Here is a 23,626-nt window from a genome sequence, read left to right as displayed (position 1 = left end):
AATAACTAGAAAAGGCGAACGGTATGTTCGCCTTAGTCTGCTGCTACCGTTTAGACAGCTTAATCCAGACGTATGTTTGATACGTTGCGGTTTTCTGCCCTTAGGTGTTGCAGTATAATTTTTCATCAGTCTGCTATCTTGATGATAAAGGCAGATTATTTAACTTCAACTGTATCGATGTATACAAATTTACCGTCTTCAACTGTTTTGATAACAGCAATATTTTTATCGGCATCTCCTTCTTCGGTAAAGTTAATAACTCCAGTAACACCTTCAAAGTCCTTAGTAGATTGTATAGCTTCTTTAATAGCATCTCCGTCAGTTGAGCCTGCACGTTCAATAGCGTCCCTTACTAAAAGGTATGCATCATATCCTAATGCTGCAACTGCAGGTATTATAGGCTCTTTATCGCCTAGTTCTTTTTTGTATCCTTCTACAAATACTTTTGCTTCTTCTGTAGCGGGATCGTTTTCGTCAAAGAATGTTGAAAGAACAATACCTTTTGCATCATCTCCGGCAACATCTATAACGGCAGGGTTTTCCCAAGTGTCTCCGCCCATTATTAAGCTGTTCATACCTAGGGCCCTTGCCTGCTTAATAATCAGAGGAGCTGTTGTTGCCGAGCTTGGAGCAAATATAACATCAGGGTTTTTAGCTTTGATATTTGTTAGGATTGCATTAAAATCAGTATCGTTTACCTGGAATTCAGATACATCTACTACACTGTTTTCATCGCCCGTCAATTCTTTAAAAGCATTAATAAAGAAATTGCCCAGGCCTATGGAATAGTCGTCACCGTTTTGCATAATAACAGCTGCAGTTTTTGCACCCTGCCCTAAAGCATAATTTGCCATTACCCTTCCTTGGAACGGGTCAAGAAAGCATGCTCTGAAGTAATATTCATTTCCTTGTGTAACCATAGGATTAGTACAGGAAGCTCCCATTGCAGGAATTTTGGCATTTTGTATAATATCTCCGGCAGCAATTGAAACTCCCGAACCGTAAGAGCCTATTATCGCTACAACCTTTTCCTTCTCAATAAGCCTTGTAACTGCTGTAGTTGCTTCACCTTTATCACTCTTATTATCAACTATTACCAGCTCAATTTTTTTGCCTAGGACTTCGGGATACATTTTATTTGCATATTTTATTCCGTCAAGCTCTTGAAGTCCGCCGCCTCCGTTTTCACCTGTCAGCGGTTCAAACACACCAATTTTTATCACATCGCTGTCTGAGTCTGCATCGGTGCTTGTCCCCTGGTCTTTTGCACATGCAGTGAACATTGAAAATATCATTAGTAAACTTAACAATAAAGATAGTTTTCTTTTCATAACCTTCTCCTCAAATTATTGATAAAATTTCTATGATTATAACACTCAGCAAGTATTATTGCAAGATAAATTTCCGTGTTATAAATACAATATTCTTTGAAACACATACAATTATTTATTGTTGTTTATATATATTAAACTGAAACTTTATTAAAGCAATATAATTAAAATAAATAAAATAAAAAAACAAGGCTTAATATATTATATTAATACCTTGTTTTTTTATAACCTTATTAATTAAATTTTGATGTTAGTTCCAGCACTTTATTTCTTAAAGCTTTTTCATCTTCAGTCTTGCTCAGCAAACCGTCAATTATTGAAGCGAGCTCAACCATTTCAGGTTCTTTCATTCCTCGTGTTGTAACAGCAGGGGTTCCTATTCTCAATCCGCTTGTAACAAATGGGCTTTGAGGGTCATACGGAATAGTGTTTTTGTTTGTTGTAATATGAATTTCGTCAAGCATTTTTTCTGCTTCCTTGCCTGTAAGATTTTTATTTCTTAAATCAACAAGCATTAAATGATTATCGGTACCGCCTGATACTATTCTGAATCCTCTGTTTGAAAGTTCTTGTGATAAAGTCTTTGCATTTGATAAAACCTGTTGCTGATAAGTTTTAAAGCTGTCCTCCATGGCTTCCTTAAAACATGTGGCTTTTGCAGCTATCACATGCATCAAAGGGCCTCCCTGTATTCCGGGGAATATTGCTTTGTCAATTTTTTGAGCAAATTCTTTTTTGCAAAGTATCATGCCGCCCCTTGGGCCTCTCAGAGTTTTATGAGTAGTTGTAGTTACAAAATCAGCATATTCAACCGGATTTGGATGAAGTTTTGCTGCTACAAGACCTGCTATATGAGCCATGTCAACCATAAAATATGCTCCGACTTCATCAGCAATTTCTCGGAATGCTTTAAAATCTATAAATCGTGAATATGCACTGGCTCCTGCAACGATTAATTTTGGCTTTTCACGTTTTGCAATTTCTCTTACTTCATCATAGTCAATAGTTTCGGTATCCTTTTTTACTCCGTAGAAAACAACATTAAAGTATGAGCCGGACATATTTACAGGGCTTCCGTGCGTTAAATGGCCGCCTTGCGAAAGATCCATTCCCAGTATTTTGTCTCCTGGTTTTAGGACTGAGAAGTAAACACCGAAGTTTGCATTTGAGCCTGAATGAGGCTGCACATTAGCATGGTCTGCTCCAAAAATTTCTTTGGCTCTTTCTCTGGCAAGATTTTCAACTTTATCAACAAATTCGCATCCACCGTAGTATCTTTTTGCGGGGTATCCTTCGGCATATTTATTTGTCAAGTGACTTCCCATTGCCTCAAGTACTGCTTCTGAAACAAAATTTTCAGAGGCGATAAGCTCGATGTTTATATTTTGTCTGTTTTTTTCCTCCATCATAGCTTCATAGAGTTCAATATCATTTTGTTTGACTAAATCAAAATTCATAATTATCTCCTAAACGTATTTTCTTGGAAGTCTTTTGCCTAGATTAGTGAGAACCTCATATGAGATAGTGCCTCTCATATTTGCTACGTCCTCTGCAGTCATTGCACCGTCGGTTCCGTCACCGTAAATGATAGCTTCATCTCCGATTTGAGGATTTTTAACCTCTGACAGATCAACCATAAACTGATCCATGCATACCTTCCCTAATATTGGGCATTTAACGCCTTTTATAACAATGTAGCCTTTATTTGATAACAATCTGGAATATCCGTCTGCATATCCTAAAGGAATAGTTCCAACAACAGTAGATTTTTCAGTATGGAACAGATGTCCATAGCCTACGCCTTCTCCTGCTTCTATTGTTTTTACATTTGCTACTTTTGCTTTTAAAGTTACACATATTTCGAATTTCAGTTTTTCCATATCTACTTCATCTGACGGATAGAATCCTGGAAGTATGATTCCGGGCCTTACCATGTCATAATAATACTCAGGCATATCTATTATTGTTGCACTGTTTGCAATATGTTTAATCGGAACAGAAACATTTCTTTTTTCCAACATCTTCATGAAAGAAACAAATCTTGCTGCTTGCTTGTGAGCTGTGGTTTTATCTTTTTCATCTGCCTTCGATTGGTGAGAGAACGCACCTTCGATGCTTATATTTTCCATTTTAAAAATGGCGGCTACTTTATCAGCGTTTTCTTCTGTAGGCAGGAATCCAAGCCTGTTCATTCCGGTTTCAACTTTTATATGTATTTTTGCTTTTTTATTTAATTTTTTGGCAACAGAGTTTAATTTTTCTGCAAGTTCAAAATTATATATTGCCAAAGTTATGTCATTATTTATTGCATCATCGTAAAATTCTTCAGGAGTATAGCCCAGAATCAAAATATCTTTGTTTTTTATTTCTTCTCTGAGTTCTAAAGCTTCGGAAATTACTGCAACGGCAAACATGTCGACACCGTTTTCTAAATACATCTTAGAAAGTTCAACTGCCCCCATGCCATAGCTGTCAGCTTTAACTACGGCACAGATTTTGACATCCGGACCAACAGCCTTTCTTACTTCTAAAAAGTTGTGAATTGCTTTATTTCTGTTGATTTCGACCCAGGCAGGTCTTAACTTTTCGTTCATTTTTTAATATTTCCTCCTAAAATTTACTTACAGTTCAATTATATCAAACCAATTTAATTAAATCAATTAAATGTAAAAAAAATTGAGCGTAAAATTTGTTGAAACTAAAAAATGTGTTTACAATCAATACAATATTTATTATTATTACATAAGGCTATAGATGAGGGATAATTATATGATGGTATTAGAGGATTGTATAGTTAATTTATATTTAGTTAAATTGAAATAAATTTTGTAATATTTATTTATGAGGAGAATATATGAGTGTTTTAGACGTAAAAAATGTAACTCACGGATTTGGAGCACGTGCAATATTGGATAATGTGTCGTTCAGACTTCTAAAAGGTGAGCATGTTGCTCTTATAGGAGCCAACGGAGAGGGAAAGTCAACATTTTTAAATATTATTACAGGTAAACTGATGCCTGACGAGGGAAGTGTCCAGTGGTCAAAAAGAGTGACGGTAGGCTATCTCGATCAGCACTCCGCTTTAAAGCCCGGAACAACAATAAGAGAAAATCTTCGCCTTGCTTTTGACGATTTATTTAAAATGGAGCAGGAAATGATGAAGCTTTATGAGGATATGGCATCCGCGGATGATGAGGAAGTCAGCAAGATGATGGAAGATGCTGCGGATATTCAGACAATACTTGACAGCAGCGGGTTTTATATTATTGATTCAAAAATAGAAGAAGTTGCAAACGGTTTGGGGCTTACGGATATCGGCCTTGACAAGGCTGTTGATGAACTGAGCGGAGGACAAAGGACAAAAGTGCTGATTACAAAACTTTTGCTCCAAAATCCTGTGATATTACTGCTGGATGAGCCTACAAACTACTTAGATGAAAATCATATAAAATGGCTTACAAACTATCTTCAAAATTATGAAAATGCATTTATACTTATTTCCCACGACATACCTTTTATCAACAACGTCTGCAATATCATCTACCATGTTGAAAATTGCAACCTAACAAGGTATGTTGGAAATTATGAGGAATTTAAGAGAATTTATGAGCTGAACAAGCAAAAAGAAGAACGAGAATATGAAAAGCAGCAGAAAGAAATAGAAAGATTAGAGGATTTTATAGCAAGAAATAAGGCCAGAGTTGCTACCAGAGGTATGGCAAACAGCCGTATGAAGCAGCTGGAGAAAATGGATGTGTTGGAAAGGCCCAGAGATAAACCTAAACCATCATTTAGATTTAAAGAAACAAAGGCGCCAAGCAGGTTTCTTATAGAAGCAAAGGAACTTGTTATTGGGTATGATCAACCTTTGACTAACCCCATGAGTTTTCAGGTAGAAAGAAATAAAAAAATTGCTCTTACAGGGGTAAATGGTCTTGGTAAATCAACTCTTTTAAAAACAATACTGGGAATAATTCCTCCTGTAAGCGGCAACGTATCTTTTGGTGAAAATGTGGCATACGGTTATTTCGAGCAGGAAGATTCTAAGAATAACACCAATACTGCACTGGATGAAGTGTGGAGCGAATATCCATCTCTTACAAACCATGAGGTTAGACTGGAACTGGCAAGATGCGGACTGACAACTGAAAATATAACAAGTATGATGAAGGTGCTTTCAGGCGGCGAAAATGCAAAAGTAAGATTGTGTAAAATACTATTGAAGGAATTGAACTTCCTTGTTTTAGACGAGCCAACAAATCATTTAGATACTGAAGCGAAGGATGAATTGGAAAAGGCATTGTCCGAATTCAGGGGAACGGTATTGCTTGTAAGCCATGAGCCGTACTTCTATGAGAGCTTTGTTACTGATGTATGGAATATAGAAGATTTTACGACTAAAATAATTTAGCAGTTATAGATAAACTTTAAGTATAATAAAGGTGCAGACTCAATTAAGAGCAGCACCTTTAGTTTTAGTTAAATATAAGTACCACATCGATTATCCCGTCAAAGCTGCCATATAAATCATACAGCTGTGCGGTTGAACCGGATTTTATGTTTTCTTTTAATCCTATCTTGACGTTCGTAATATTTCCTGATTTGTCTGTTGAGCATATATATACGGCCAAATTTGGAGAATATTCCATATACGTAATACCATCTATCAGGAATTGATTTGTATAAATTTGTGTGATTTTAACTCTGTCGGTTTCTGAAGCTACTTTCTCAATGCTTGTAATAGTTCCATTTGTTATTTCAGCTCTTACATATGCATTTAAAACCAGTGACGTTTTTTTGCCTGCTGTTGATGTGTTTGAGACTGAAAATACATTGCTGTTGTTAAAGAACTGTACATGGCTTGTAGCAGCATCAATTTTTGTGACGCCTTTAATAATGCCGTAAATGGTACCGTTAAATGTCTGAGGAACTTCCGGAGTCACGGTTATTTCACTTTCGGTTTTAATACCTTTGCTTAAATATAATACGTCAATATGTCCGTTATATCCAATAACTGCTTTTCCTACAAGATAAGTATCGAGTTGGTAGGGTTCAAGCAATTGATATTTGCCGTTCGCTTCGTATACTATAAATGAGTCAGATGTAATCCAATACCCGTTTGATAAAGTTTGTGTGCCGGATGTGTAATTGTTGGCAATATATGTCGGTGATGAAACATAATTTATAATTTTCAGAGTTTCGTTTGACACAGGATCAAATTTAACAATATCATTCTTTTTTAGATATGTTTTTTTGATTAAATTATTCTCATCTTCAACAATGGTGACTACGCTTGAATTATCAGCGAGAGAATATGTTTTTGAACTCCCGAATTCGTCTAGTATTTTCACCGCTGCATTTCCGTTTGTGCTGTCTGATGAGGACAGAACTATGCCAAAAGTTGTAGGATATTTTCCATAGCTAAGTATATTAATTTTAACAATATTATTGCTTTTATCCAAAAGTAATTCAACATTATCGTTAACGGAAACCTGTTCTGTGAGTATAAAGTTTTCTCCTGTTTTATAACTTATGTTGTTGACAGTGTAAAATGTGCTGTTGTCTACAGTTTGAATTCCTGTTACCACACCTTCTGTTTGTGTTCTCAAAACATTTATTGTAAGGGAATCTCCCCTGTAAGTATCTTTTGCTTCATAAAAGTATACTACATCATTAGCCTTAATTTCTTCTAAGGTTGATGCATCTCCTGAAATGTGCAGCTTGCTGTAATTGATTTCACCGTTGCTTTTCAGAGGAAGATTTTTACCTGCAAAAGACTTGCTGCCTTCCTTATAAAGACTGCTTCTATCAATTACTGCCACGTCTGTTTCCTTGTAGGCGATTATTCCGATAACATCACCATTAAAGGAGTCATCCTTATATATTACTTTTATTCGGCTGTCGCTTAAATTGCTGAAGCTACTTTTTGCGCCGTTTATTACTATAGGTATGTCCGGAAGCTGGAAAGCTCTGACATTTCCAAAGTCATCAGTAACAAATATAACTTTGTTTGTCAGCAAACTTGTTACGGAGCCGGAAAATTCATTATACCTAGGATTTGTTAAATGAATTGTATTACCGTCAATATCATAATATACATTCCACTTGTTGAAAAGGTAATCAGTATAATCAAAATTTTCTATCTTAAGATCATTTATAGATATTTCCTTTGTTTCTTCTTTCCCTATGTTAGAAATTAATTTTTTCCCCGTGGAAGATACAGTATTATTATCTTTAGTTTTAACCAAATCGCACTCCAGTGCGTTGTAAATCATAAGAGTAATGTCTCTTCTGGAGGCGTATACTTTATTGGTATCAATGTTTTGAAACAAGTTAAGTTCTACAGCCTTTTTATAATAATTAGAAGGCCAAAGCCCTTCTAAAGATTCGTCGCTGTATCCAAGGAGTCTTATTATCATAGTATAAGCTTCCGAAAATTTAATTTTATTATCCGGTCCGTATGTAGTGGGTGAAATTCCTTTTACTATGTTAAATACATTTGCAAGTTCTACATAACTTTCTGCCCAATGTCCGTGCATGTCCTCATAGACAGAGGTCATATTTTTCGAATATTCAGAGTACCCGGCTGCCACCATTACTATCTTAGCCATCTCTGCACGTGTAACATCCTTGTCAGGCTTAAATTCTCCGTCTGGATATCCATGAATTATGCCATAGCCTGACAGAAGGGATACTGCTTCCTGCAAATCGCTGCTTACATCAGGAAAATTTTGTCCATAGACAGTAGTCAGTGAGGAGAGAGCAATTATTAAAATTGTTGCTATCAATAAAAATTTTCTCATTTTTATACACCCTATTTAATCAAATAAAAAAATACTGTATTACAGTATTTTCTAATAATAATTATATAATATAATAAGCAGAGTTACTATTACATTAACATTACAATGGCAAATTTTTACCCTGAATGCTGTCCCTTGATTTTAGCTCTTTATCAATGTCTGAAAGCACTTTAAGTTTATGGAGAGTCCATCGGGGCTCTATTAAATCTGACTTTTTTCCGTCACCTGTTAATCTGTGAATGACAGTATCCGGATGCAAAAGTTCCAGTGCATCACATACAACATCAACATACTGTTCACAAGTTAGTATTTTAAAGTGTGTTTTTTGATAGTACTTTGCCAAGTCAGTGTTGTGTAAAATATGAAGCATGTGAAGTTTTACTCCCCACATATTTTTTTGTGAGATGTGCTTAACTGATTCAAGCATTTCTTTCTTTGTTTCCCCGGGAATTCCAAATATTAAGTGAACTACTGTTCGTATACCGGCAGCTTCCAGGTTGCGGCAGGTTATATCAAACTGTTCTGATTTGTATCCTCGTCTTAGAAATACTGCAGTATTATCATTAATAGTCTGAAGGCCCAGTTCTACCCACAAGAATGTTTTGGAGTTAAGCTCTGATAAAAGGCTCAGTATTTCCGGGCTGATGCAGTCAGGTCTAGTTGCTATGGCTAGTCCTTTGATATCTTCACAGTTAATTGCTTCATAAAATTTTTTCCTCAGGCTTTCAACAGTATCGTATGTGTTTGTGTAGTTTTGAAAATATGCAATATATGCATTGCTTTTCCATTTTTTTGACATAATTTGTTTTTGTTCTTCAATTTGCTCAGGAATAGACTTTTCTTTTTGGGAATTAAAATCTCCTGATCCTCTTTCACTGCAAAAAATACAGCCTTTGCGTCCTATTGTCCCATCTCTGTTTGGGCAGGTAAAGTTACCGTCTATAGACAGCTTGATTCCTTTTTCGCCAAATATTTTTTTCATTTCATAGTCTAATGAATGATATCTTTTATCGTTCCACATATTAAAAATTCACCTTTGTTAATTTGAGTTATGCACAGGCTTCCTAAAATGTTTAAGGAAGTTATACACAAATTTTATGCTTTTTTAGGCAGTTGTCAACAGTTTTATCCACAAATGTGCACAATTTTTATAAAAATCAAAAAAATACATATAAATAAGAAAATATTTGTATAGATTATTTAACGGAAAAATTATCTGAATTCCCATTAAGTTTATAATTCATAAAAGCATCAATTGAAGTTTTTGCAAGAGCAGCAACGGGGGTGGCTAAAAATAAGCCTACAGGTCCAAAAAAACCTCCACCTATTATAATTGCAATAATTATAATAATCGGTTTAATTGAAAGCTTGCTGCTTAAAATTTTAGGGTCAATAACAAGATTATCTATCTGTTGCAATATAAGTATATAAATAAACATTAGAAATCCTTTTTCGGAGTCGTAAAGAACATTTATCAACAGTATTGGAATGCCGCCAATAAAAGTACCGAAGTAAGGGATTATGTTTGTTGCTCCGATAATTATAGAATCAATTACGGGATAGGGCGATTTTATTATATACTTTGATCCGATAAACATTAATATTCCCGATATTATTGAGGAGATTATTTTTCCTGCCAGATAGTTTGATACATTATCATAAAGGCTGTGCATAACTCTGAACATTTCAACGGATGCTTTTTTCCCGAAAATAGTGCAACTTAAACGGAAGGTCCAATTTTCAATTTTTTCCTTATCGACTAAGATGTAAAAAGCAATAATTATAGAAAGAAGCATATTTGCTATAGCAGAAAATATATTTATGACCTTTTCAATTGCAAAATTAAGGAGCCATGACATTAAGTAAGAAAATTTGCTTGTTATTTCAGCAAGATAATTTTGCAGAATCTCATTTTCACTGCCAAAGTCAGATAAAAATTTGCTTGCTTTAAAAAACAATACAGGAATATCTTTCATCAACTGTCTTATGCTTAATATTATATTTGGTGTAATAATTGTAATTATAATTGAAATTATAAAAATAATAAATAAAAAGGTAAATGTAATTGCTGCATGTCTATTTTTTATTTTTAATCTTTTTTGAATAAAGACTAATATGGGATTAAAAATAGAAGCAATAATTATACCTGCAATAATTGGAAAACATACATTAATAATAATTGACAGGCCGTTTTCTAAATAAATGAATCTGAAAACGGAAATGCCTACAACAAAAATAGACAGAAAAATTAAATAATTTTTCAAACAATCACCCTCTTCTGTTAATTAGTATTAAGTATTATAAAAATATATGAATAAATAGAGAGAATTTGCAAATAACTATATTTAGATAATACTTTTTTTATCTTCTTCCAAATCATTAAGCTATCCCGCAATATATAAATTGCGGGATACTTGCTTTTTGGACTTGAAGAATGTTGACGGTATACTGGAGTAGCGGTATAATTATCTTAGTATGAAAGAAAACGATAACTAAGATAGGGAGAATGAGATGAAAAAAGTATTGCTGGGGAATACAGGAATGTATGTTTCTGTCATAGGTTTTGGAGGAATACCAATCCAAAGAGTTGATCAGGAATATGCAACAAAACTTATAATAGAAGCGAAAAACAGAGGAATTAACTTTATTGATACTGCTCAGGGATATACGGTAAGTGAAAAATACATTGGAAATGCACTAAAAGAAGCAGGAAGAGAAAATTTTTACATAGCAACAAAATCTATGAGCTATGACTACAATTCTATGAAAAAAGCTATAGAGAAAAGCTTAAGTGACATGCAGCTTGATTATATTGATTTGTTTCAAGTTCACAATGTGGGCAAGCAGGAGCAGCTTGACATGGTGCTTTCAGAAGATGGAGCACTTAAGGCATTGCTTGAAGCAAAAGAACAGGGACTAATAAAACACATAGGTATAACCGGACACCTTAAGGAACTTATGATGAAAGCAATAGAACATGATGAATTTGAAACAATACAATTTCCTTTTAATCCTGTAGAATCGCAGGGTGTAGAGTTATTTAAAAAAGCACTGAAAAAGAATATGGGCACTATAGCTATGAAACCAATGGCCGGAGGTGCATTTACCAAACAAAAATTATCTTTAAAATATATTATTAACAGTAATCTTATTAATGTTGCAATACCAGGTATGGATTCAATTGAGCAGGTTGTTGAAAATGCATCTGTAGGTGAATGTTCAGAGCCTCTCACAATTGAAGAGCAAGAAGAGTTGAACAAGGAAGTTGAAATTTTAGGAAATGATTTTTGCAGACGATGTGGTTATTGCAAACCATGTCCTGAAGGAATAGATATTCCCAGTGTTTTTCTTTTTGAAGGATATGTTACAAGGTATAATTTGCCAGAGTATGGCAGAAACAAGTATGAAGCTATGCCGATCAAGGCTACCGCATGTGTAAGGTGCAGAAAATGTGAAGGAAAATGCCCGTACAATCTTCCTATTGTGGATAAACTTAAGCATGCTGTAGAAACATTTAAAAATCTATAAGATTAATAAAATCAATTTGTAGGATTACTTAATTCTCAGATTGATTTTTTTATTGTAAGGTTTAATGTGAGTGACAGTACTAAAAGAATAAAAAGAAATTTTCAGGTTATATTAACATTGTTTAGCCAAAAACGAAGAATGTTTTTGGTCAATATGATATAATTTGGCATATTTAAAATCATACTATTTGAAAATTATATTTATGTTTAAGATAATAAAGGTAATTAATATTTAAGGAGAAATTATGACGGAAAAAAAATTCAAATTAGGGTTGATTCCCAGAATTATAATAGGTATTATAGCTGGATTGGTGTTTGGAAGTATTGCGCCACTTTGGTTCAGCAGAATTTTTATTACAATAAGCTCAATATTCGGAAACTTCCTGGGTTTCATCATACCGTTGCTTATACTAGGCTTTGTAACTGCCGGTATCGCTGAACTGGGAACAGGTGCAGGAAAACTTCTCGGCGTAACAGTTGTGATAGCATATGGTTTTACATTACTTTCAGGTATATTTGCATACTTTGTAGGCATTAATATGTTGCCTTCATTTATAGTAAAAGGCGCAGTAGCAGATATAACAGAAGGTACAGCTGCTTTAGAGCCGTATTTTACAGTTGAAATGCCTGCAATAATGCCTGTTGTTTCTGCATTGGTTCTAGCATTTATTCTGGGACTGGGAATTGCCGCTGTAAACAACGACCCTCTCAGAAAAGCTGCGGACGGATTTCAAAAGATTATAACAAAAGTAATTGAAAATATAATTATACCATTGCTTCCGCTCTATATTGTTGGTATATTTATAAATATGACATATACAGGTCAGGTTGCAACAGTATTTTCGGTATTTTGGAAAGTATTTTTAATAGTTATTGCAATGCATTTAATAATAATTATAGTTCAATTTGCTATAGGAACTGCAATTTCAAAGAAAAACTTATTTTCATGCTTGAAGATTCAGATAACAGGCTATTTGACAGCTTTGGGGACACAGTCGTCGGCTGCCACTATTCCGGTTAATATTAGGTGCTCTGAAAGAATGGGTATTTCAAAAGGAATAAGGGAATTTGTCATACCACTTTGCGCAACTACTCATATGTCAGGAAGTACAATTACACTTACTACATGTGCGATGTCTGTAATGCTGTTAAACGGAATGCCTGTGAGCTTTAACCTTTTCTTAGGATTTATAGCAATGCTGGGTATTACAATTGTTGCGGCTCCAGGAGTTCCCGGAGGTGCAGTTATGGCTTCACTAGGTGTTTTGGAAGTAGTTTTAGGATTTACGGAGCCAATGATTGCGTTAATGATTGCATTATACATTGCGCAGGACAGCTTCGGAACGGCGTGTAATGTATCAGGAGATCAGGCAGTTGCAATGATAGTTGACACAATATCTAAATAAAACTCAACCAGAAAATTAAGGTTGCAATGGCTTCCGCAGGGAAGCCATATTAATATATTGCAAGGAGAATAAAATGCGAGATTATGGTGTTTTTGATATTCTTGGACCAATAATGATTGGGCCATCAAGTTCACATACTGCCGGTGCAGCAAGGTTAGCTAAGGTAGCTAGTATTATAGCAGGCGGAGAAATAGTTAAGGCCGAATTTTTGCTTCATGGTTCATTTGCTCAAACGTATAAAGGGCACGGAACAGATAAAGCTCTTGTAGCCGGAATACTTAATATGGATCCATGGGATGAAGATTTAAAAAAGTCATTTGAAATTGCGGCTGAAAATGATATAGAGATAAAATTTACCGAAACAGATTTGGGAGATGTTCATCCAAACACAGTCAAATTTGTTTTGACAAAAAAAGATGGACAAATAACAGAAGTAACTGGAAGTTCTATAGGTGGGGGAAATATTCTAATATTTAATATAGATGGGCAGAATGTTGAATTTACCGGTGAACGCCCTACAATATTGACGCAGCACAGAGATTTGCCTGGAGTTATATCAAAAATATCATCTATTTTATACAACAATAATATAAATATTGCCAGCATGAGAGTTTATAGAAGTGCAAAGGGGAAAATGGCAACAATGGCTCTGGAGACAGATAGCTTAATTTCGGAAAATATAATTACTCAAATCAGAAAAATAGAAGAAATCGAGAATGTTAAAGTCATAAATCCGATTATTGAAGGAGGTAAATGATGTTTGTTTCAAGCGGCACAGAGTTAATAGATTTATGTAAAAAAGAAAATATTTCGATTTGTGAATATGCCATAAGGTCCGAAATCGAAAGATCTGATTTCACAAGAGAAGAAGTCATTGAAAAAATGAGAAAAAGTCTTCAGGTAATGATTGATTCCTCAACAACGGCACAAGAGACAGAAATTAAATCCGTGAGCGGTTTAATCGGCGGTGATGCTTTTAGACTAAAAAAATATGCCGACAGCGGTAAAACTTTGACAGGTGATTTTATGGTGCGAGCAATGGCCAGGGCTATTTCTTCATCTGAAGTCAACGCAGCAATGGGACGAATAGTGGCAAGCCCTACAGCCGGTTCATGCGGAATCCTTCCTGCTGTTATAATTTCTGCAGCAGAAAGGTTAAACAAGTCCGAGGACGACATGATCAATGCATTATTTACTGCATCCGGCGTAGGTATAATAATTGCAAAGAACGCTACATTGGCAGGAGCTGAAGGTGGTTGCCAAGCTGAATGCGGCTCGGCTGCGGCAATGGGATCAGCCGCAGTTGTAGAAATGATGGGAGGAACACCTGAGCAGGCTTTGGATGCTGCGGCAATTGTACTTAAAAATATCCTTGGGCTTGTTTGCGATCCAGTGGCAGGATTGGTTGAGGTTCCTTGTGCTAAGAGAAATATTGCTGGGGCGGTAAGTGCTCTTTCAACAGCGGATATGGCGATGGCAGGCGTAAAAAGCAAGATACCTTTTGACGAAGTTGTATGGGCTATGTACAAGGTAGGAAAGCAGATGCCTCCTGAGTTGAGAGAAACGGCTCAAGGCGGAGTTGCCATAACGCCAACAGGTGAAAAATTAAAAAAAGAAATATTTGGAGATAAGGCTACATATAATAGTAAAATTTAAATAAACTTTTGATGAATAGCCAAATCAAGCTTGACAAATTTGGTCCCTTAGGGTATATTACATTTAAATAAATGACTATGATGGAAAGCAGTAAATAATTTATTGTTTAAGAGAGTCGGTGGATGGTGTGAACCGATACAATTATTATTGAATCCGTTCCGGAGTTTTCAGGGAATTAACCTGGACGTATAAGGGCGATAACTTACTAAGTGATTATACATTTGTATAATAATTAGGGTGGCACCGCGAGTATCTCTCGTCTCTAAATCAGAGACGGGAGTTTTTTTAGTTCTAACTCTGTTTTTCAGATAAATGGAGTAAGTACTTACGCAGCAAAATCCCAATTTGAACGGCCGACAGGGAGTAAACAAATCGGTGATGGAGACTGCGAATTTTATATGGAGGATGTAGTATGTTAGATTTAAAATTTGTAAGAGAGAATCCTGATATAGTAAAACAAAACATAAAAAATAAATTTCAGGATAACAAACTGCCTTTGGTAGACGAAGTGATTGCTTTAGACGTTGAAAACAGGGAAGCAAAATTAAAAGCAGATACATTGAGAGCAGAAAGAAATAAGATTTCAAAAGAAATCGGCGGATTAATGGCAAAGGGAAAAAAGGAAGAGGCAGAAGAGCTGAAGAAAAGAGTTGTGGCAAATCAGGAAGAATTGGCTGCTCTTGAAAAAAAAGAAACAGAATTGGAAGCTAAAATACTCAAAATTATGATGACAATTCCCAACATCATAGATCCTAGCGTTCCATTAGGAAAAGATGACAGCGAGAATGTTGAAGTTGAAAAGTTTGGAGAGCCTTTAACTCCAGATTTTGAAGTTCCTTATCACACAGATATAATGGATAAATTCAACGGCATTGATCTGGAAAGCGCAAGAAAGGTTGCCGGTAACGGATTTTATTATTTAATGGGGGATATAGCAAGACTTCATTCGGCAGTTATCTCCTATGCCAGAGACTTCATGATTGATCGTGGATTTACCTACTGCGTTCCGCCATTTATGATACGCAGCGAGGTGGTTACAGGAGTTATGAGTTTTGCTGAAATGGATGCAATGATGTATAAAATTGAAGGTGAAGATTTATACTTAATAGGTACCAGCGAACACTCAATGATAGGAAAATTTATCGATACAATATTGCCAGAAGAATCACTTCCATACTCATTAACCAGCTATTCACCGTGCTTCAGAAAAGAAAAAGGAGCACACGGAATAGAGGAAAGAGGCGTTTACAGAATTCATCAATTTGAAAAACAGGAAATGATTGTTGTATGTAAACCTGAAGACAGCCCGATGTGGTACGATAAACTGTGGCAGAATACGGTTGATTTGTTCAGAACATTGGATATTCCGGTAAGAACACTGGAATGTTGCTCAGGAGATTTAGCAGATTTGAAAGTTAAATCAGTTGATGTTGAAGCATGGTCTCCAAGACAGCAGAAATATTTTGAAGTTGGAAGCTGTTCTAACCTTGGCGACGCTCAGGCAAGAAGACTGAAAATAAGAATTGCAGATGAAAATAAAAATAAATATTTTGCTCATACATTAAACAATACAGTGGTTGCGCCTCCGAGAATGCTGATAGCATTTTTAGAAAACAACTTGAATGCAGACGGCTCAGTAAATATTCCTGAAGCACTCAGACCGTATATGGGTGGTAAGACTGTTATTAAATGCACAGTTTAGAAAAATATATGAACTAGGCCGCTATACTATGAAAATAAGAGTATAGCGGCTGATTAGTTAAAATATATAAAGCATTATTGCAATTCTAATAATAAGCTAAGTATATAATTAAGCATATGATGAAAATATGACTATTGACAAAAAAGAGATGTTTAGTTAAACTTATATGGAATCTTATTTGGGAAGCGTATCGAAGTGGTCATAACGAGCCGCACTCGAAATCCACTCGGTCAGTTGCCTTGAAAATGCGGGAAACCCTTGAGTTTATGCGGGTTTGCGGGATTTTGAAAATTTAGCTTTTTACCGATTTCTACGGTTTTTCTACACTTTGCCTTGACTTCTACAAAAGACTTGGTGTATTAAAATAAAATATGGAGGCGTATCGAAGTGGTCATAACGAGCCTGACTCGAAATCAGGTTGTCCTCACGGGCACGTGAGTTCGAATCTCACCGCCTCCGCCATGAGCCTGTTTGCGGTCAATGTCCGCAGCAGGCTCTTCCTTTTTTGCTCTTTTCTACGCCCTCTTTTAAGGGCGTTTTTAATGGTTTTGTAGAAATCCTTCATATCATAACCCCTTGTCATATAAGGCTTTTTCGCACTTCGATGAAGAAGTTTGTAGAAATTCATTCATCTTCTTCAAGTCCAGTAGGCTCGTCCACTGGGGTTCTGTCAAACATTCCGTCCATTACAAGCCCCGATTCAATCTGTGCATGGAAGTCCAGATGTGAGTAAATATCCGCTGTGGTTGAGAAGGTACTGTGCCCAAGCCATATCTGGATTTGCTTCATCGCTATGCCGCTGGCCAGCAGTAGGCTGGCACAGGAATGTCTGAGATCATGAAACCTTATTTTCTTCAGACCGTTCTTTTCAAGCAACCAGCTAAAATGTTCCGTTACATAATTGGGACGCATAAGCTTTCCCGCCTGGTCGAGGCAAATGTAGTCCAGATAATCTCGGCAGTAGGAGCGCTTGAATAGCTTGCGGTACATTTCCTGCTTTTCTTTTTCTGCCAACAGTAGCTTTTCAACCGATGGTAATAATGGGAGTGTGCGAAAGCTGGATTTTGTTTTGAGGACATCTTCACCCACAGCAACTGATCTGCCATCTACCGTTTCCTCAATTACCTTATGCTTGATGGAGATGGTCTTTTGCTCAAGGTTTATCGCATCCCATTTTAATCCGAGGACTTCACTTCGGCGTAGTCCATAGTAGGCCGCCAACTTCACACATATCTCTAAAGGATCGCCCTCCACCGCATCAAAAAGTTCCATTATTTCTTCCGCTGAATAAAACTGTGCCTTATAAACATTCTTTTTGGAGCGGCAGCCAACGGATGCCAGGCTTTCTTTACCCACAAAAACGTACAACCGATTATGTTCCGGTTCTGCGATTTCCACGTCGCTCATGTCAAAGAAGTAATACAGCAGGACAGCTTTACGCTTTTCTTCCGGCAAGCTGTGCATAGCCTCAGCAAGCAGTTTTGCGGAGATTTCCTTTCCTGCCACGCAAAAGGCTTTTTCAGCTTCATCATCTGCAAAATAGAGGTCATGGGTGTAAAGCTGATTTTCCTCCTGCGGGGACAAGTCGGAAAACGTCACTTCGCGTAGTTGCTGACGCTTTGTGTCCCTGTGGGCATTGGCTGCTTCATTCTTCAACGCCCGTTTGCAATAGCCGTTAAATGCGCAACGGATTTGCCATTGGGTGCGAGCAGGTTCATTCATGGTATTCACCTCCTTTCGCAGCCGCGAAAGCGGGTGATGTCCCCTTTCATAAACCCTCAACACCGGGCGATTTGGAAATGCCGGAAACGTCGGGAGATTTTTTGAAAAACTTTTGAGAAAAGCGCAAAAAGGCCCGACTGAAAAAATCAGTCGGGCATAAGTGGAACTGTTACATTTTACATGATGATGCGTGTGTTCATGTTGATAGCCGGAATAGCCCGTTGGTAAATAAGGGCTTTTTTTGACAAATGGGTATTAGGTGGAGCATGATAATTAAAAATTGACATGGCGATACCTCCTTGATACCGCCATGTCCTTAAAAAAGGGCAACCTTAATACACCCCCCGAAAACCTATTTTTCAAAAAGGAAAACGGCGGCTTTGGTTTTTGATGTCACTCAACAGCGGATATTGCGCAATCAAGTGGTATATCCCGTCAAGCAGTTAACCAAACAAAACGTAGGGTTTTAGAAAAATTATGAAAAACCTTTGTTGTTTAGTATCTATTCGTATGGACTAAACCCACCGCCTTTAGGCGGTATACACTTTAAGCTTTGCCCTACAAATCACCTTCCTAACTGCAAGCAGTGAGATCCCTTTAGGAATAACTGTAAATAATCAAAACACAATGAAAACTCCCCTATCAAAAGATCAGAGCTGGGCAAATAAGTCGCCCAGCTCTGATCGGTTAGAGGCAAGTTGTCGGATGCGAAAACAAAAATTACTGCCAACCACCAGCTGCACCATTAAAATCATCTTTGTCGATGCTAAACACACCATCCGTGACACTGCGAAAAAATCAATCCTCCGATGAAAAAACGCTCATCGGATCAATGTACTCATCGTCAATAATCAAGCTAAAGTGTAGATGATTGCCTGTTGCTTCGCCAGTCGAGCCAACATAGCCGATAACGTCGCCTTGTTGCACGGTATCGCCCTCTGCAAGACCTTCTGCAAATCCAAACAATACCGAGTAAAAAGTCTGAATGCCGCCGCCGTGATTCAAAATGATATAATTACCATCTGTTTCATTATCTTCTATCTCGACGACTGTTCCCTTATTGGCGGCAAATACAGATGTGCCTTCGGGTGCCGAAACATCAATCCCGTTATGAAACATCACTTCCTTCTTTATGGGATGCATGCGTGAACCATATGCGGCGGTGATACGATCATACCCCGTTACAGGCCATAGATATTTCCCGTCCATATTGCTATCGTCCTGTTTATCAACGCTAACATTGCTAACATTATCAACACCAACATTGCTAACATTGCCAATGTCGTTCCCTGTAGAACTGGAAGCCAATGCCAATCCTGTAACGCCGATTACGAGGATTACTACAACAGCTAAAACCACAATATACTTCTTCGTTTTCTTAACGTTCAACAATCTTATCAATCTCCTTTCAATGTGCTTCTTGCTCTCGCATAAGGGAGAATAAAAAGCTGTGTTCATGCTGGAATGGTTATCCAGCGTGTTCAAGATGGCTTCGCCATAATGTTTTCTTTCCTCATTGGACATATCACATGCCAATGCCTCGTCGCAGGACAACTCGCCCCATGTGCTTATATCCTTGCGTAGAACATGGGCAAGGGGGTTAAACCAATGCACGGTTCCAGCAAGCAAAGCAAGCATTTTTACCCATATATCCTTGTGTTTCAAGTGCATTAACTCATGGGTCAAGACAAGTTTCAAGTCAAGTTCCCGCATGTTTGAGGTTGGCAGCAATATCATGGGGTTGCGTAACCCCACAAGCATAGGGCTTTTGATTTTCGGGTTCATCATAAGTTTTACTTCGCTGTGAATACCTAACGCTACTTTGCATGAAGAAAGCAGGACAGCGGTTGTGGTATCCTCAGATACGGGAAAGCTGTCAGTCCGAAGCTGTTTAGAAAACCTGCGGTAGCAATAGAAATGCCATCCGGCAAATACCATCGCACCCACAAACCAAATGAACAAAATAGCTTGTGTCAATTCAAACGTCAAATGCTTCTCCACCAGAGTATCCATTGTGTCCACAAAACCGTTTGATGGTAATGTTGGTGGTGCTTTCTGAATGATAGGCGGTTCGGCGGGATAGCTTTCTATGACAGGCTGAACAAAAGGGAACTTTCCGGCAAAGAGGAAAACGGGCAGGAGAAAAAAAGCAATTGCCATTTTCCCAATTCCGTATTGCCACTTTGCAGGGAAGATTTTCGCCGTTACAGGTCGAAGCAACAACATTAACACGACAACTACACTTCCCGCAATAGACATGGCAAGGAGATTTGAAAACAGATTATTCATTCTTTTCACCTGCCTTTTCTGCGAACCAGCGCCTTAATTCGGTCATTTCATCTTTCGTCAACTCCTTGCCGTCATAGAGCGTTGTCAGGAAGTTTTTAACCGAACCCTCATACAAAGTTTCCAATAGGCTCTTTGCTTCATGGCTCCGATATTCTTCCGGCGATATGCGAGGCTTATAAATATTCGCCCGACCTTGTTTTATGGAAGTCAGGACACCCTTTTCAACCAGCCTTGCAAGAAAGGTTGCAATTGTTTGCCCTTTCCACTCCTTGCCCTTTTGCTGTGCAAAAATGTCAAGCAGTTCGCCGGATGTAATGGGATGGTCGGAAGCCCAGATAATCTGCATCACTTCCATTTCCGTTTCTGATAGTTTTTGAAAATTAATCATGGTGTACACCCTCCATTCACTGCCGCACGTCTGCGACAATTCTACTACGCTTATGTAGTGGTTTTATTCTACTACATGTATGTAGTAGGGTCAAGAGAAATTTCAAAAATAATCTTTATGATTTATTATCATCAAGTAGATGATGTGTGTAATCATATCTAACGACGTGAGGTGAACAGTAAAATGTAGTAGGGTGAAATAATATGAAGCAAGAAAAAATCAAATACGACTTTAAGGCTTTTGGTCAAGCCATAAAAGAAGCGCGAAAAACAAAAGGAATATCGAGGAACGAGTTAGCAGACCAAATGCACATAGCCCCCCGATATATTGCGTCCATTGAAAATAGCGGACAGCACCCAAGCCTACAAATCTTCTATGAGCTTGTTACTCTTTTAGATGTATCGGTAGACCAATTCTTTTTTCCAAACAAGGAAACAGACAAATCCACGCAGCGCAGACAGCCTGACAGTCTGCTTGATGATATGAGAGATAAAGGATTGCGGATAGTCACTGTCACGGCAAAAGAGATTAAGGAAGTCGAAACAGAGAACGAATGAATGTCCAGTGGTCATAACGAGCCGCACTCGAAATGCGGTTGACTTTCGGGGCACGTGGGTTCGAATCCCACCGCTTCCGCCAAAGCAAAAAGTCTTAAAAGTCTTGAAACATAAAGGTTTTAAGGCTTTTTATTTTTTTATGTGATAAAATGCAATAGGAACTGTTGTTTGGCGGCTTGCGGTAGATGCATGGCACACAATATTGACAGTATTCAGGACAATTACATATAACAGCGAAATCAACCGCATTGCACGAGAAGTAGTGTATTAAGATATACCGAACATTACTGAATAGCAATAAAAAATAGGGACGCGACAGCCTTTATCGGATATTGCACCCTGGTTGCATTGTCACCCGTATAAAACATAATTACTCAATCGTTTTTCCTTCGACTTTATGTTAAAATGAAAATGGCAACTACATGCCTGTGTTATCCAAAAGATAGGCGGTGAACAACAATGAATTTACACAATGAGATTGTAAAATTAAAGACAGTATTTGATTTGCATACTGATAATGGAGATGTAGAAGGCTTAAAAAAATCTATTTTTTCGGCAATGGAATTGCTTGATAACCCCTTAATATCCAACATGGATATGTTGAGCCTAAACTATTCCATAGCAACTGCCTATGCTGATATTGAAAGTTTGGTTTTTGATAATCTTTCACACCCTGAATTAGAAGAACTACAAGAAAATTATATCTATTACTATCGTGCCGCACTCGATAATATTCAATCTGTCAGTGTAGATACCAACGGTCTTTTTCAACAGTTATATACTAATGCCGGTAATGCTTATAGTAGGGTAGGTCGCGTATTGGAAGCCATGCGTTTATATGATATAGCTTCGTCAAAATACGGAATGTTTCCTATGGCGCTCGGAAATAAAGGAATTGCTGCACATAAGCTATCACTTTTTACTTATGACCCAAATCATAGCCATATTTTTAACCATTTTGCCCATTTTTGCTTGACCGAAGCATTAAAACATAGGGAATATTTGGATTTGCATGGAAATGCGGCAAAATACTTTGAGAGTATTAAAATGACTATTGAGCAACGATACCCCCCTGATTTTATTGAGAATCCATTGAATTTAGGTGATTATACTTTTGGTAAAACAAAAAAAGAACAAAATTATAGGAAATGGGCTACGATGGAAACCTTATTTTTGAATGAGCTAAACGACATAATGACCGCTCCTATCGTGGCAACAGATTATCTTCATTTGCCTAGCATGATTTATACTTCCGAGACAGAACAATGGAAATTTCACTATGGATTATTTAATCAAATAAAACAAGAATATGTTTCTGCACGTTACTTGTTTTATGATGGTATGCAGGACAGAAAAAGTGCTCAACTGGCAGATAGAGAAGTTTTACAAATTGAAATTGATATGGACGTACATTCTCACAGTGACTATTCCATCAGAACAGCATTTCGTACTTTATATTCTATACTTGATAGAATAGCTTTCTTCATGAATGAGTATTTTTCTTTAGGAATACCTTTAGACAGGGTATCATTTAGGAGTATTTGGAATACCAAAGAGGGCACAACTAATCCACTATTAACACTTTGTGAAAACAATGATATGCTCAACGCTATTTACTGGCTCTCCAAAGACGTTTATGAAAAGAACTACCGTCGCACAACAAAGCCGGCAAGTAAGGAATTTGATACGATTAGAAATCGGATGGAACACAGATACGCAGTATCGACATTAGAAGAAATACCTACAAGCGACGATTACACCTATCGCATCAGCACCGTATCTCTATATGAAAAAACGCTTGAGCTAATGCAATTCATAAGAGAAACAATAATCTATCTTTCGTTTGCCATACACATCGAGGAAAGTAGGAAAAGAGAAAAGGCGAAAGAACAAGGGAAAGTTATCCCACAATTTCAAACTACTGTTATGCCGGATATATGCAAATAAGGCGCGACAACTGATACAGTCCGTCACGCCCTTTGCTTTTTCAGTAAGATATACGCACCGAAAACGCACAAAATACCCAGTTTACGCCGGTTAAAGGAATTACATTGCTGCCTATCGGAGAAGCCTCATCGTTAATATTTATATTGGAATAGTTATTTCATAAAACGTGGGACTTTGATTCACTCTAATAAGGTATGCATCTATTTTGTACTAATGACACAAAAAGACAAACCTATTTTATAACATTAGTTATAGATGGGTTTGTCTTTTTATAGTCTAAAGTGGTCTGTTTAGTGGC

At 37.1% G+C, this 23,626-nt stretch carries 18 protein-coding genes, 1 tRNA gene and 1 other annotated feature; of the genes, 9 read left to right on the top strand and 10 right to left on the bottom strand.

Features of this window, described 5'->3' with window-relative positions; all coding sequences use genetic code 11:
• Positions 1 to 155: 155 nt before the first annotated feature.
• The 3 genes from RBQ61_RS03025 to alr all read right to left on the bottom strand — a co-directional run bounded on the left by RBQ61_RS03025 (position 156) and on the right by alr (position 3,925).
• Positions 156 to 1,295, bottom strand: coding sequence for an ABC transporter substrate-binding protein (locus tag RBQ61_RS03025; RefSeq protein WP_308140089.1), 1,140 nt, complete (start codon positions 1,293 to 1,295; stop codon positions 156 to 158).
• Positions 1,296 to 1,564: 269 nt separating this feature from the next.
• The gene (gene glyA, locus RBQ61_RS03020; RefSeq protein ID WP_308139055.1) at positions 1,565 to 2,788 is read right to left on the bottom strand and encodes a serine hydroxymethyltransferase; all 1,224 of its coding nucleotides are present in this window, start codon (positions 2,786 to 2,788) and stop codon (positions 1,565 to 1,567) included.
• 9 nt (positions 2,789 to 2,797) lie between these two features.
• The gene (gene alr, locus RBQ61_RS03015; protein ID WP_308139054.1) at positions 2,798 to 3,925 is read right to left on the bottom strand and encodes an alanine racemase; all 1,128 of its coding nucleotides are present in this window, start codon (positions 3,923 to 3,925) and stop codon (positions 2,798 to 2,800) included.
• Positions 3,926 to 4,185: 260 nt separating this feature from the next.
• Between alr and RBQ61_RS03010 the strand changes: the two genes are divergently transcribed.
• Entirely contained in the window at positions 4,186 to 5,742 is a 1,557-nt protein-coding gene (locus RBQ61_RS03010) for an ABC-F family ATP-binding cassette domain-containing protein (protein ID WP_308139053.1), read from the top strand.
• Between the two features lie 64 nt (positions 5,743 to 5,806).
• On the opposite strand, the gene RBQ61_RS03005 is transcribed toward RBQ61_RS03010, so the two are convergent.
• The 3 genes from RBQ61_RS03005 to RBQ61_RS02995 all read right to left on the bottom strand — a co-directional run bounded on the left by RBQ61_RS03005 (position 5,807) and on the right by RBQ61_RS02995 (position 10,398).
• Positions 5,807 to 8,134 carry an S-layer homology domain-containing protein gene (locus tag RBQ61_RS03005; protein WP_308139052.1) on the bottom strand — a complete coding sequence of 776 codons (2,328 nt, stop codon included), beginning with the start codon at positions 8,132 to 8,134 and terminating at the stop codon, positions 5,807 to 5,809.
• 100 nt (positions 8,135 to 8,234) lie between these two features.
• On the bottom strand, positions 8,235 to 9,155 hold the full coding sequence (locus RBQ61_RS03000) for a TIGR01212 family radical SAM protein (RefSeq protein WP_308139051.1): 921 nt from the start codon (positions 9,153 to 9,155) through the stop codon (positions 8,235 to 8,237).
• A gap of 175 nt (positions 9,156 to 9,330) precedes the next feature.
• Complete coding sequence (locus RBQ61_RS02995; protein WP_308139050.1) at positions 9,331 to 10,398, bottom strand: AI-2E family transporter; 1,068 nt, start codon at positions 10,396 to 10,398, stop codon at positions 9,331 to 9,333.
• A gap of 247 nt (positions 10,399 to 10,645) precedes the next feature.
• On the opposite strand from RBQ61_RS02995, the gene RBQ61_RS02990 reads away from it, so the two are divergent.
• The 6 genes from RBQ61_RS02990 to RBQ61_RS02965 all read left to right on the top strand — a co-directional run bounded on the left by RBQ61_RS02990 (position 10,646) and on the right by RBQ61_RS02965 (position 16,887).
• Positions 10,646 to 11,662, top strand: a complete 1,017-nt coding sequence (locus tag RBQ61_RS02990; protein ID WP_308139049.1) for an aldo/keto reductase — start codon at positions 10,646 to 10,648, stop codon at positions 11,660 to 11,662.
• 244 nt (positions 11,663 to 11,906) lie between these two features.
• Positions 11,907 to 13,067: a dicarboxylate/amino acid:cation symporter gene (locus tag RBQ61_RS02985; protein ID WP_308139048.1), complete on the top strand. Its 1,161-nt coding sequence runs from the start codon at positions 11,907 to 11,909 to the stop codon at positions 13,065 to 13,067.
• A 73-nt stretch (positions 13,068 to 13,140) separates the two neighbouring features.
• Positions 13,141 to 13,824 (top strand): L-serine ammonia-lyase, iron-sulfur-dependent subunit beta, encoded by a 684-nt coding sequence (gene sdaAB / locus RBQ61_RS02980; protein WP_308139047.1) that lies wholly within the window; start codon positions 13,141 to 13,143, stop codon positions 13,822 to 13,824.
• Positions 13,824 to 14,723, top strand: coding sequence for an L-serine ammonia-lyase, iron-sulfur-dependent, subunit alpha (gene sdaAA, locus RBQ61_RS02975; protein ID WP_308140088.1), 900 nt, complete (start codon positions 13,824 to 13,826; stop codon positions 14,721 to 14,723). Before sdaAB ends, sdaAA begins: the two co-directional genes overlap by 1 nt.
• Positions 14,724 to 14,791: 68 nt before the next feature.
• Positions 14,792 to 14,990, top strand: a binding site (T-box leader).
• A gap of 145 nt (positions 14,991 to 15,135) precedes the next feature.
• Entirely contained in the window at positions 15,136 to 16,425 is a 1,290-nt protein-coding gene (gene serS / locus RBQ61_RS02970) for a serine--tRNA ligase (protein ID WP_308139046.1), read from the top strand.
• Positions 16,426 to 16,798: 373 nt separating this feature from the next.
• Positions 16,799 to 16,887 (top strand) — tRNA-Ser (locus RBQ61_RS02965).
• On the opposite strand, the gene RBQ61_RS02960 is transcribed toward RBQ61_RS02965, so the two are convergent.
• The 4 genes from RBQ61_RS02960 to RBQ61_RS02945 all read right to left on the bottom strand — a co-directional run bounded on the left by RBQ61_RS02960 (position 16,850) and on the right by RBQ61_RS02945 (position 20,824).
• Positions 16,850 to 17,053 carry a hypothetical protein gene (locus RBQ61_RS02960; RefSeq protein ID WP_308139045.1) on the bottom strand — a complete coding sequence of 68 codons (204 nt, stop codon included), beginning with the start codon at positions 17,051 to 17,053 and terminating at the stop codon, positions 16,850 to 16,852. The two genes, RBQ61_RS02965 and RBQ61_RS02960, sit on opposite strands and share 38 nt — an antisense overlap.
• Positions 17,050 to 18,147 carry a tyrosine-type recombinase/integrase gene (locus RBQ61_RS02955; RefSeq protein ID WP_308139044.1) on the bottom strand — a complete coding sequence of 366 codons (1,098 nt, stop codon included), beginning with the start codon at positions 18,145 to 18,147 and terminating at the stop codon, positions 17,050 to 17,052. Before RBQ61_RS02955 ends, RBQ61_RS02960 begins: the two co-directional genes overlap by 4 nt.
• A gap of 798 nt (positions 18,148 to 18,945) precedes the next feature.
• Positions 18,946 to 20,436, bottom strand: coding sequence for a M23/M56 family metallopeptidase (locus RBQ61_RS02950; RefSeq protein ID WP_308139043.1), 1,491 nt, complete (start codon positions 20,434 to 20,436; stop codon positions 18,946 to 18,948).
• Positions 20,429 to 20,824 (bottom strand): BlaI/MecI/CopY family transcriptional regulator, encoded by a 396-nt coding sequence (locus tag RBQ61_RS02945; RefSeq protein WP_308139042.1) that lies wholly within the window; start codon positions 20,822 to 20,824, stop codon positions 20,429 to 20,431. The genes RBQ61_RS02950 and RBQ61_RS02945 overlap by 8 nt, the downstream gene beginning before the upstream one ends.
• Before the next feature lie 203 nt (positions 20,825 to 21,027).
• On the opposite strand from RBQ61_RS02945, the gene RBQ61_RS02940 reads away from it, so the two are divergent.
• Positions 21,028 to 21,381 (top strand): helix-turn-helix domain-containing protein, encoded by a 354-nt coding sequence (locus tag RBQ61_RS02940; protein ID WP_308139041.1) that lies wholly within the window; start codon positions 21,028 to 21,030, stop codon positions 21,379 to 21,381.
• A 459-nt stretch (positions 21,382 to 21,840) separates the two neighbouring features.
• The gene (locus RBQ61_RS02935) at positions 21,841 to 23,328 is read left to right on the top strand and encodes an LA2681 family HEPN domain-containing protein (RefSeq protein ID WP_308139040.1); all 1,488 of its coding nucleotides are present in this window, start codon (positions 21,841 to 21,843) and stop codon (positions 23,326 to 23,328) included.
• Positions 23,329 to 23,626: the final 298 nt, after the last annotated feature.

Origin of the sequence: Sedimentibacter sp. MB35-C1 (assembly GCF_030913635.1) — a bacterium.
Classification (GTDB): domain Bacteria; phylum Bacillota; class Clostridia; order Tissierellales; family Sedimentibacteraceae; genus Sedimentibacter.
This window is presented reverse-complemented; position numbering and strand designations above follow the sequence as displayed.